The organism is Flavobacterium sp. NKUCC04_CG (assembly GCF_019345525.1).
In the GTDB taxonomy this organism is placed as follows: domain Bacteria; phylum Bacteroidota; class Bacteroidia; order Flavobacteriales; family Flavobacteriaceae; genus Flavobacterium.
The window spans coordinates 67,123-79,091 of the sequence record NZ_JAHKRA010000017.1 but is presented as its reverse complement, the minus strand read 5'-3'; the positions used below and the strand labels follow the sequence as shown (position 1 = coordinate 79,091).

Below are 11,969 nucleotides of genomic sequence, written 5' to 3'. Positions count from 1 at the left end.
GTTCGCGAAGTATTAAATCAATACCTGACTTCCAATTCGGGCAACGTTAGTTTTGGCGAAAATGGATTGACCTATACCGATGCAAGCGGTGCTACCCAAAGCTTGGATTTATCTCAGCTTATCAAAAGCCATGAAACGCTGACTACCCTGACCAATAATGGCGACGGCAGTTACACCTATAAAAACGAAAAAGGAGTTGATGTGGTAATCGACGTTCCGGGTTCTGTATCGAGTCAATTTGAACAAATCATCCAAAACCCAACGGTTCGAGAAGTATTAAATCAATACCTGACTTCCAATTCGGGCAACGTTAGTTTTGGCGAAAATGGATTGACCTATACCGATGCAAGCGGTGCTACCCAAAGCTTGGATTTATCTTCGCTTATCAAAAGCCATGAAACGCTGACTACCCTGACCAATAATGGCGACGGCAGTTACACCTATAAAAACGAAAAAGGAGTTGATGTGGTGATCGACGTTCCGGGTTCTGTATCGAATCAATTTGAACAAATCATCCAAAACCCAACGGTTCGAGAAGTATTAAATCAATACCTGACTTCCAATTCGGGCAACGTTAGTTTTGGCGAAAGTGGATTGACCTATACCGATGCAAGCGGTGCTACCCAAAGCTTGGATTTATCTTCGCTTGTGAAAAGCCATGAAACGCTGACTACCCTGACCAATAATGGCGACGGGAGCTACACCTATAAAAACGAAAAAGGAGTTGATGTGGTGATCGACGTTCCGGGTTCTGTATCGAGTCAATTTGAACAAATCATCCAAAACCCAACGGTTCGCGAAGTATTAAATCAATACCTGACTTCCAATTCGGGCAACGTTAGTTTTGGCGAAAATGGATTGACCTATACCGATGCAAGCGGTGCTACCCAAAGCTTGGATTTATCTCAGCTTATCAAAAGCCATGAAACGCTGACTACCCTGACCAATAATGGCAACGGGAGCTACACCTATAAAAACGAAAAAGGAGTTGATGTGGTGATCGACGTTCCGGCAAGTTTGGTAAATAATAATAATGCTGATTTTAATGAGTATATGACGCAACTAATTAAAGACAGACAAACTTTAACGAGTTTAGTTGATGTAGTTACTAGAGAAAGAGATAGCAGCGGACAAGATATCGATGTACACTCCTTAACTTATACTAATGAACAAGGCGTATCCAATACAGTTGATTTAGCAGTATTAGTGCAAGGATCGGAAACCGTAACAAAGCTTATTTATGATCCAGCAAAACATATCTTGGCTTATACCAATGAAAAGGGAGAAAAAGCCAGTTTTAACTTAGTGGATATGGTTGGAGAAGTGGAGACAATCACTTCTTTAAATCTGGATATTGATAATAAAAAACTGGTATATAAAGATGAGAATCATACTGGACATACTTTAGATCTATCTCTAATTATTCAAGAACCTTGGTATAGTTCGCTTACAAGAGCGGGAGCTACATCAAATACTGAAAATATTTACACTAAGGGATGGGTTGGTATTGGATACGATAAGCCATCTTCTGCACCTAGTGAAAAACTGCGAGTTAATGGAACGATTACTACGGTAAATAGTTATTATGCAGATTATGTATTTGAACAATATTTTGAAGGTTTTTCAGAAATTAAATTGGATTATAAATTTAATGATTTAGAAACCGTAGAAGACTTTATCAAGACCAATCGTCATTTACCAGGCATTACACCGATTCATCAATTAGATAAAACAGCTGAAGGCTATTCTTTTAACGTTTCTGAATTATCTATACAATTACTAGAGAAAACGGAAGAATTATACTTACATATTATCGAACAAAAAAAGGAAATAGACCAGAAGAATTTACAAATTAAAAAAATGGAAGATGCTTTAGAGTCGATTCAAAATCAAGTAAATCACTTGGAAATCAATTTGAGAAAAAAGTAAAATAAAGAAATGGGAATTATGCAATATAAAATTCAAAACAAAATAGTGAGGTGGTTAGCTTGTTTTTTTGTTCTTTTTTTGAACACAATTGGAACAACTGCGCAAACCAATACTACAAAAATCAAAGATGGAACTGTAGCCGGTTCTAGTGTTACTCCAGTTTTAGGTGCTGTTTTAGAGCTGGAGAGTACCACTAAAGGATTTCTTACTCCAAGGATGACTATTAGTCAGCGGGATGCTATTCCAATGGCACAGCGATTGGAAGGATTGATTTTATACAATACCACTACAGGCTGTCTAAATTATTGGAGTCAAGAACAAAAAGTTTGGTTGAGTATTTGTGGAACTCCTCCTCCTGCGGTTATCAAAATAAATACGACCCAATGTCGAACTGTCGCGGTAAATGGTATTTTTAAACAGGGAGAATTTTTAAATACGTCAAATTCTCTAAATATTCCAATCACGGTGACTCAAGCGGGGACGTATGATATAACCGCATCATCGAGTAATGGCTATTACTTTTCGAAGAAAGGAACTTTTCCTTCAACGGGAACTTATATGCTAAATTTAGAGGGTGTGGGTACTCCTCGTAGTGGTTATGCAAATGGTGAAGCTGGTGATGAAATTGACATCATTGTAAACGGTATCCCAAATATGTGTAAACCGTTTGTTTTTGTTGAAAATGCCAATGTAGATTTCATGATTTCCTGTGCGAGTATTAAAGCTAGTGGAGATTATTTTATGGGGCAAAGATTAGACGATAGCCACAAATTAAATGTGCAAGTAAATGTAATTAGTACTGGTTTTTGGAGTATAGAAACCAATATTCTTAATGGGTATTCATTTAGTGGAACTGGAGTGTTTGAGCAAACTGGGCCACAATTAATTGAATTAACAGCTAATGGAAAACCGGTTCAGTCCGGTGTTAATTTGTTTAATCTCAGTACAAATGCCCAAACAACTACAAACTGTTCTAATATTCCGGTTGAAGTGGCAAATGTGAAATACACTGCTGATTGTTCGTTAGCGGTTGTACAAGGTGATTTTATGCAAGATGTAGCGGTAAATACAAATAACGCTATCAAGCTAACTGTGGATGTACAAGCAACGGGCCAAACCGTAATTCAAACCAATACGGTGTCGGGAATTTCATTTACCTCCGGACCAATTAACCTCGATAGGTTGGGAACACAAGACATTGTATTAAAAGCATCAGGAACACCTACGGTAAATGGAACTCTTGATTTTGAGTTAACCGGAACCCCAGGTTTGATAGATAGTTGTACAATTAAAGTACTGGTAAATGCCCAACCTATAAGTTATACTATGAGTTGTTCATCAATTGAAATGAAGGGATTGTATTCTCCAGAAATTAGTATGAACAATGAAAATACTATGGTGATTGAGGTTCGTGTATTGTATCCTGGGGATTATTCTATTTCTACAAATGCTGTTAATGGGATCTCGTTCTCGGGTTCAGGAGTTTTTTCTACAAGAGGAAGTCAAAAAGTAATTTTAAAAGCAACTGGAACACCGGTATCGGGAGGAAGTTTTAATTATACAATTACTAGTAACAGTACTGCTGGAGGAACTAGTTGTACCAAAAGTGTTGAGTTTTTATATCGTACTATGAAAGTATTGGGTATGGGGTCAGGAATATACCAGCCTGCGACGGCATCTAGTAATAATACATCTAAAGGAATACTACAGTCTAAAGCTAATTTTGGACCTAACGGAACTATTAAAGTACAGGATATAGTAATAATAAATGGGGGAACAAGTCAGGGGAATTCTATAAAAGAATTAATAAACAATCACAATATCGATATTATTGTAATTGGATACGATTATAGGCCAAATAGAGCCACTAATGATATATTATTAGACTTTATTAGAAATAAAAAAGGTGTCTTAATTCAAGGTCAGGAAAATGACAATGGTGGTATAGAAGACCTGATAAATAGAATTTCTAACTCTACCGTAACAAAGATTAGTGGCTGGGGGGCTTCTGCTTACAATCCTCATACTGGAATTACAGACCCGATTCTTGAAGGACCTTTTGGAAACCTCGTAGGTAAAGGTGGAGGTGGTGATTTGAATAATTCATATTATGTTACTACATATCCACGTAATATGAAGAATTTAATGAGCCAAGCTGGCGAACCAACTAAAGCTTGGTTATTGAAACACGAATCATTAGGTTATGTATTTATTGGTGATGCTGGATGGCTTGCAGGGGATTCTTCTAATAGTTCTACAGGTATTTGGCCTGCCGCAATATCTGCAACGGGTTTACCTGTTGGTAAGCCTTATGCCGGTGACACAGTAGTATACAATAGTGTTATTTATGCTAATATCATGGCGTGGGCAATCAAATATATACAAGAAAATACAGTGTCGGATTATAAAATTAATTAATCAAGAACAGTAGTTTTTTCCTATATAGATTGAGGTTTATATGTTTTTTTGACCCAAGCCCATGGCTTGGGTCAAACTTTTAATACGGGTTTATAAATGTAACATCCAGTTATAAAGATGGTAATGAGGAGTCTTTTACAAATGAAAAAGAGCAAGCTTTCCAATGATGGAGCGATGGAGTGCTCTAACGATTTTCACAAGAAGAGTCATTGACTGGAAAATTTGATAAAGGAAGAGTATATCATGATGGTTTTTCAAAATCAAGACTTAAAAGTGAAAGTAAATAAATAAAAAAACTAATTATACAACTTGTGATTACGGATACCTATAGGCTTCCATATTTATTACCGCTTATTGACTTGAAAGCGCATATTATTGGTTTAATTCACTAAATTTCACCTTAGCCGGATATTTCTGAGCATAGCTATACAGCAATCGCATAATATATTGATTGCTTTTATAAGGGGTTATATAATCTTTGAGTTCTTCAATATCGTTAAGTGTGCTGTCCATAGGAAGATATCCCATACCGTAAAAGTGGCCGTTTTCGACCCAAATGCAACTGCGTTCATCGGCAGTTCTACCTTTGTCGATAAGGGCAAAACTCGGTCGGTTGTTTTGTATTTGATCGAGGGCATTTTGAACTTTTTCGTTGTGGACTTGTACTTCGGGTAAATCGGTCATATTGTATTGTTGCGGCGCTTCACCATCGGCAGGCAGTCCGTATTTGCAGAATCGCGGATCAATTTCAAATTGTTGTGATAGTCCCAATAGTAAATTAATACCGGCATATTCGGAGTCAAACGATTCGATGCATTCTTGGAACTTACTGAGTTTTCCTACGGCCAGATAGCGGTAACCGTTGCGGGCTTCATAGTGATACAATCCGAATTTGGCATCAAATCGCTTTAGAGCCCGGTTGTAGGTAGGCCATAGCTTTTTGATTTCGGTGCATTCCAACAGTAATGCCAAGAGTTCTGTGCCGCAGACTTCATAGGAAATAGCGTGTATATCGCGTAAAAAGTGCTGTCGTTGTGGATTGATATTATGACCGCTAAAATGGGAAGCTACCCGTTTTTTGAGGTTGACGGCTTTGCCGACATAAATCACCTTTTTATATTGATCGTAAAAATAATATACTCCGGGTTTTTCGGGTAATTGCTCAAAATCTTCAGGCGGTAGGTTGGGAGGCAAGCGTTGATCGGGTGCTGATTTTTTAATCATTTTATCGATTTCTCCGTTTTCATCCCACAACAGTAAGCGCGAGAACAAGATAGCGGTAGCGTCGGCATCGCCGCCGGCTCGGTGTCGGTGTTCTAGATTGATGTCTAATGTATTGCAGAGATTACCCAGACTATAGGAACCCAATCCCGGTCTGATTTTTCGCGTGGCCCGAACCGTACACAGTTTTTTCGGAGTCCAAGTAAATCCCGCTTGTGCTAATTCATGTCGGATAAAAGAATAATCGAAATTGACATTATGCGCCACAAAGATGCGTCCTTCAAGTCGTTGCAATACTTCTTCGGCTATCTCCTCAAAGATCGGCGCATTGCGCACCATATCGTCGTTAATACCCGTTAGCGCAAAAATCGGAAGCGGTATCTCTTTTTGCGGATTAACCAGCGTTTCCCAACGGTCAATAACCTCCGTTCCGTTGTGGATGATGATGGCTATTTCCGTGATGCGACTACCACCGGCATTACCGCCGGTGGTTTCGATATCTACTATGGCATATTCTGTTTTTTTCATTTTTTCTCTGTGATTTGTCACTGCTGACTGAATTACTGACTTACTATTTTCGGATCACTGATTACTAACTTACATTCGATGTCTAGGCAATCCACTTTCTTGCGGATACGGAGCTCTATGCGTCATCGATACATCTTCTTTAATGTTTTGTTGTACGTCATAAGGGCGTTTTTGTGCCTGGTCGTAACGCGGGTCGGCGACAAAAGGCATTTTGGCCATTTTGCTGATGGTAATCGTAGGGAAGTGGTAGTCCACTTCTACGGTACCCAACAGCAAATAGCATCCGCCGCCTTGAAACGGGTATTTTTCAAGGCTATCGGTAAAATGTGCAGTATCGAAATAACTTCCTTCGGCATCGATCCAGGTTCCGAAAAACATCGCTCCCCTTTTGGTGGGTACGTGTTTTCTCGAAATCAAATAAGCCAGCATTTTGACGGTCTTTTTGTGTTGATATATCAAATCCTTTGCCATAATACTTCCTCTGTATAGCGTTTGTAGCAAATCAAAAGGAGTACAGGATACGGGAAAGCTCAACAGTTCAATCTCATCAAAGGCATCTTCAAAAACCGAGCGTTCCAATACGGGCAATTGGTATTCCTTAATCGGTTCTTGCATCAGCGTGGGATGGGTATTTTCGGGTTTAAAATTGACCAAAATCAAACGGGCAATCACGAGTAATTGGTTTTTGCTTTTTCCGGTAAATCGAAAGGCTCCGATAAAAATCAAAATTTGTATCCCTTCGATACCTATGGGAATGCGGTTAATGAAATCTTCCAGAGAGCGAAAAATGCCGTTTTGTATCCGTTCTTTAACGATCAATTGGGCGATTTTGGTTTCGAGTCCTTCGAGGTGCATCAGTCCTAAGTAAACCTCAATACCGTATACGGTAGTTTCGTATTCGCTTTGATTAACGCAGGGATTTTGAATGGTGGCACCAGACATACGCGCTTCGTGTACATAGACTTCTGTACGGTAAAATCCGCCTTGATTATTGATAACGGCCACCATAAATTCAATGGGATAATGCACTTTGAGGTAGAGGCTTTGATAACTCTCTACGGCATAGGATGCGGAGTGAGCCTTGCAAAACGAATAACCGGCAAAGGACTCGATTTGGCGGTATATTTCCTCACTGAGTTGTTGTGGATGACCTTTCTCGGCACAGCAGGCAAAGAAATTGTCTTTGACCTTTTGCAAGGCGGCTTTAGAGCGTCCTTTACCGCTCATGGCGCGTCGCAGTATATCGCCATCGGCGGCGGGTAGTCCACCGTAGTGTAGGGCAATTTTAATCACATCTTCTTGATACACCATAATGCCGTAAGTTTCTCCGAGTTGTTCTTCAAACACCTCGTGGAAATACTCAAAGCGATCGGGATGATTGTGGCGGAAGATGTATTCCTTCATCATACCGGATTGGGCTACTCCAGGGCGAATAATCGACGAGGCGGCCACCAGTGTTTTGTAATTATCACAATTCAAACGGCGCAGTAATCCGCGCATGGCGGGACTCTCTATATAAAAACAACCGATGGTTTGTCCGCGGGCCAAAAACGTATTGCAAACCGCCTCGTCTTTGGACAAATCGGTATTGCGGATATCCACCTTAATCCCGCGGTTTTTCGCAATCAGTTTCACGCTGTCGTCTATATGTCCGATACCGCGTTGGCTGAGGATATCGAATTTCTCAAAACCGATCTCTTCGGCTATATGCATATCAAACAAAACAATCGGAAACCCCTTAGGTGGCATTTCCAAAACCGTATAATTGGTTAAAGGTTCTTCTGAAATCAAAATACCGCAGGCGTGCATACTGCGTTGATTGGGGTATTTTTCGAGCAGCATACCGTATTCCTGTACATACTTAACCACAGAATTGGAATCGTGCATCGCCATCGGATTTTTGGCCAGTAGATCGAGTTCTTCTTTCGGCAATCCGAAAACCTTACCGACTTCTCGAAAGATCGAACGGTATTTAAATTCGACATTAGTGCCGCAAAAAGCAACGTGTTCGGCACCATAACGGTCAAAAATATAGTGCAATATGGTGTCGCGTTCTTTCCATGACCAGTCGATATCAAAATCGGGTGGTGTTTTTCTATTGAGGTTTAAAAAACGCTCAAAATATAAGTCCAGTTCAATCGGGCAAATATCGGTAATGCCCAAGCAGTAACTGACAATGCTATTGGCTCCACTACCGCGACCAATATGCAAAAAACCACAACTGTTGCTATAGCGAATAATATCCCAGGTAATCAGAAAGTAGCCGCTGAATTGCAGTTCGTCAATCACCTTTAATTCCTTTTCTACACGTACCTTAGCCTGCGGATGGTTTGCTCCGTATCGCTTAATCAGTCCTTGCTGTGCTAAACGAGTCAGTAGTGCCATATCACTTTGTCGGTTGTTGGTATAGAATTTTTTGTTTTTGGGTTTCTTAAACTCAAATTCAAAATGACAACTATTGATAATGTGCTCCGTATTGGCAAGGATATCGGGGAATGGAGTGTATTGGCTTAACAAGGTTTCTTGATCAATCATAAAATCCGTAGTTGCGCAATAATCGGATTCCGTCAATTTGGACAGCAATACATTGGTATCGATAGCGCGTAAAATCTTATGCAGATTAAACTCTTTTTTGGTGCGAAAAGTTACGGGTTGCAATACGGTCATTTTATGCTGTAGGGCCTGCCATTTCTTATCGACTAAGAGCGACAATTGTTCGGGGCGTATACCGATGTATTCGTGTGCTTTTAAATCTGTAGGTACATTTTCTAATGGATAGATAAAGTATACGTCTTCCAAATCAGGGGCGACAAAGGGCAGGGGCGTACCGTCAAAATTATGTGCGGTCAAAAAGCGGTTCATAGCGGCGAGTCCTTGGGCATTTTTAGCCAGTCCGATATAGCGCAGTTGATGTTGGCCGCGAAACTCCATCCCTACTAAGGGTTTGATTTCGACCTGTTGACAAGCTTGTATAAAATCGTAAATACCCGTAACGGTATTGATATCCGTTAACGCTAGAGCCTTGACCTGGCAAGCCACAGCCTGTTGTACCAAATCCGTAAGCGGGATGGTTCCGTATCGCAACGAGTGAAAAGAATGACAATTGAGATACATCGGGTTTAGTATTTGCGTTTTAAGATTTCGGCTTTGTTATTCGGTTTAAAAGACGCGCCGGCACAGCGCATCACCGCGTCAAAGCCGTAGCGGCTTTTCATTTTATCCATGGCTTGATATAACGATAGGAGTTCTTCGGTATCTTCAAATAAATTGATTTGATAGGTACCTCGGACCAAGCCGCTAAAGCGGATCCCGATCAGGCGTAAACGCATACGACGGTGGTAGAGTTTATCGAACAAATCAGTTACACATCGCGTTAGGGTGTGATCGGCGGAGGTATAGGGTATTTTGCACTGTTTGGTTTCGGTATCAAAATTGGCATAGCGTATTTTAATCACAACAGTGGAAGTAAGCCATTCTTCGGAGCGCAATTGAAAAGCCAATTTTTCGACCATACCGATTAATAGTGCTTTGAGCAACGCAATATCGATGGTATCCTGAGTAAAGGTGTGTTCGGTTGAAATCGATTTGCGCTCGGTATAGGGTTCCACGGGATTGTTGTCAATACCGTTGGCTTTTTTCCACAATTCGATACCGTTTTTACCGATCATCTGTTGCAGCACTTCTGCCGGCATTTCCGAAAGGGTTTGTATGGTTCGAATACCGATACGCGATAACAATTGAAAGGTGACTTGACCCACCATCGGGATTTTCTGAATCGATAGGGGATTGAGAAAGGACTGTACCTTGTTTTCGGGGATCTCGAGATTGCCCAGGGGTTTTCCCTCGCCAGTAGCAATTTTGGAAACGGTTTTGTTGATGGATAAGGCAAAACTGATCGGTAGCCCCGTTTCACGAGTCACGGAATGTGCCAGTTCATCGGTCCATTTATAACTGCCGTAAAACTTGTCCATACCCGTAATATCCAAGTAAAACTCATCGATACTGGCTTTTTCCATCACCGGAGCTTTTTCTTCGATGACTTCCGTCACGGTATGCGATAATTTTGAGTACAACTCCATGTCTCCTTTGACTACTTTGGCTTGTGGACAAAGCCGTAATGCCATCTTGATGGGCATGGCAGAGCGAACTCCAAACGTACGAGCTTCATAAGAACAAGATGCTACCACACCACGGTCGCCACCCCCGATGATTAAAGGAATCCCGTTTAATTCCGAATTGGTTAATCGCTCGCAGGACACAAAAAACGTATCCAAATCCATGTGTACAATAGCTCGTCCCATAATCTTCTCATTTTATTAACGACAAAATTAGTACAGACTGTAACAATAATAACTATATTTGCTGTTACAAATTGTAACAATATCGTTATGTCTTTATTTTCCGATAATATTCGAAATCTGCGGATTAAAAAGAAGGTTTCTCAAGAAAAACTTGCCGAAAGCCTTTTGATTACTAGGGGGAGGTATGTCAAATACGAAGACGGAACCTCGGAAGCACCTTATGAAATATTAAAAAAAATCGCACATTATTATCATATTAGCATTGATTTATTGCTTTCTGTGGATATTCGGAAAATCCCTATGGACGATTTATTACAACTCGAAGGCAATCGTTTGGTATTGCCGATAACGGTAGATCGAGAGGGAGAGAATTTTATTGAGGTCGTTACTCAAAAGGTCAAAGCCGGTTATTTAAACGGTTATTCCGATCCCGAGTATATCGAAAACTTACAGCAAATCTCCTTGCCTTTTTTAGGACCGGGAAAACACCGGGGTTTTCCGGTTGAAGGTGATTCGATGCCGCCTCATGAAGACGGTTCCATCATCATCGGCCGTTATGTAGAGCGTTTGGGCGATGTGCTTGACGGCAAAACCTATATCTTGATTACCAAAAGCGAAGGTATGGTTTACAAACGCCTCAACAGAAATAAAAAGAACAGCTTGGTCTTGGAATCGGACAATCATTTTTATCCAGCCTATGAAGTCAAAGCTTCAGACATTCTGGAGGTGTGGGAATACACTTGTAGTATAGCCACTAGAGAATTTGTTCCCGATCGTAGTGGGGAGGATACGATGACGGAAATGCTCAGAGAAATCAGAAAGGATATTTCAGACTTAAAAGCGCGTTTTTAGAAATTAAGACTTGGCATTGGTTTGTATCCACTTTTCAAAAGCCACCATAAATTTTTGCATAAATCCCTTGGTCGACTCGTTGTTCAGTTTGCCTTGTTCATCAAATAAATTCGCGGCACCTCCGAGATAAGCTTCGGGTTGTGCCAAGGTTGGAACGTTGACAAACACCAACGACTGACGCAAATGATGATTGGCGCCAAAACCGCTGATACCACCTATAGATACACTAATCACCGCACCGGGTTTACCATCCCAAGCATTTTTACCATAAGGGCGAGAACCGACATCAATCGCATTTTTCAATACGGCAGGTACCGATCGGTTGTACTCTGGAGTCACAAAAAGTACAGCATCGGCCTTGATAATCTGCTCCCTGAAAATCGTCCATGATTGTGGAGGAGTTGCTTCTACATCTTCGTTGTAAAAGGGCAGTTCTCCAATATTGATGATTTCAAGACTCAAAGATTTCGGAGCCAGGTCGATTAAGTTTTTGGCCAACTTCAGGTTATAAGATTCCTTGCGAAGACTCCCTACAACAACAGCTACTTTATAATTTTTCATAGTTTTTTATTTTTAAGTGAAATAAAACAAATGCAGTTCCTTATCAGGAGGATGCCTTTAGTAAAGTTACACATATTTTTGGTTTCTACACAGCGTTTAGAATCATTTCACCCCTACGTTTTTTTTGCCTATAAGCCTATAAGCCCATATGCTTATAAG

Annotated in this window: 7 protein-coding genes; 3 read left to right on the top strand and 4 right to left on the bottom strand. The window is 40.5% G+C overall.

Annotated features, from left to right (window positions below; genetic code table 11):
- Both KO524_RS12595 and KO524_RS12590 read left to right on the top strand, forming a co-directional pair.
- A partial coding sequence (locus tag KO524_RS12595; RefSeq protein WP_219294530.1) for a hypothetical protein occupies window positions 1–1,929 on the top strand: 1,929 nt, incomplete at its 5' end.
- A gap of 78 nt (window positions 1,930–2,007) precedes the next feature.
- Entirely contained in the window at window positions 2,008–4,347 is a 2,340-nt protein-coding gene (locus KO524_RS12590) for a hypothetical protein (protein ID WP_255555258.1), read from the top strand.
- 372 nt (window positions 4,348–4,719) lie between these two features.
- Here KO524_RS12590 and KO524_RS12585 read toward each other — a convergent pair whose 3' ends face one another.
- The 3 genes from KO524_RS12585 to dinB form a co-directional block, all read right to left on the bottom strand.
- Window positions 4,720–6,096: an exonuclease domain-containing protein gene (locus KO524_RS12585; protein ID WP_219294528.1), complete on the bottom strand. Its 1,377-nt coding sequence runs from the start codon at window positions 6,094–6,096 to the stop codon at window positions 4,720–4,722.
- Window positions 6,097–6,165: 69 nt separating this feature from the next.
- On the bottom strand, window positions 6,166–9,210 hold the full coding sequence (locus KO524_RS12580) for a DNA polymerase III subunit alpha (RefSeq protein WP_219294527.1): 3,045 nt from the start codon (window positions 9,208–9,210) through the stop codon (window positions 6,166–6,168).
- A gap of 5 nt (window positions 9,211–9,215) precedes the next feature.
- Window positions 9,216–10,397 carry a DNA polymerase IV gene (gene dinB, locus KO524_RS12575; protein ID WP_219294526.1) on the bottom strand — a complete coding sequence of 394 codons (1,182 nt, stop codon included), beginning with the start codon at window positions 10,395–10,397 and terminating at the stop codon, window positions 9,216–9,218.
- Window positions 10,398–10,484: 87 nt separating this feature from the next.
- Here dinB and KO524_RS12570 point away from each other — a divergent pair, with 87 nt between their 5' ends.
- Complete coding sequence (locus tag KO524_RS12570) at window positions 10,485–11,249, top strand: helix-turn-helix domain-containing protein (RefSeq protein ID WP_219294525.1); 765 nt, start codon at window positions 10,485–10,487, stop codon at window positions 11,247–11,249.
- A 3-nt stretch (window positions 11,250–11,252) separates the two neighbouring features.
- Here KO524_RS12570 and KO524_RS12565 read toward each other — a convergent pair whose 3' ends face one another.
- Window positions 11,253–11,810, bottom strand: a complete 558-nt coding sequence (locus tag KO524_RS12565) for an NADPH-dependent FMN reductase (RefSeq protein ID WP_219294524.1) — start codon at window positions 11,808–11,810, stop codon at window positions 11,253–11,255.
- Window positions 11,811–11,969 lie beyond the last annotated feature (159 nt).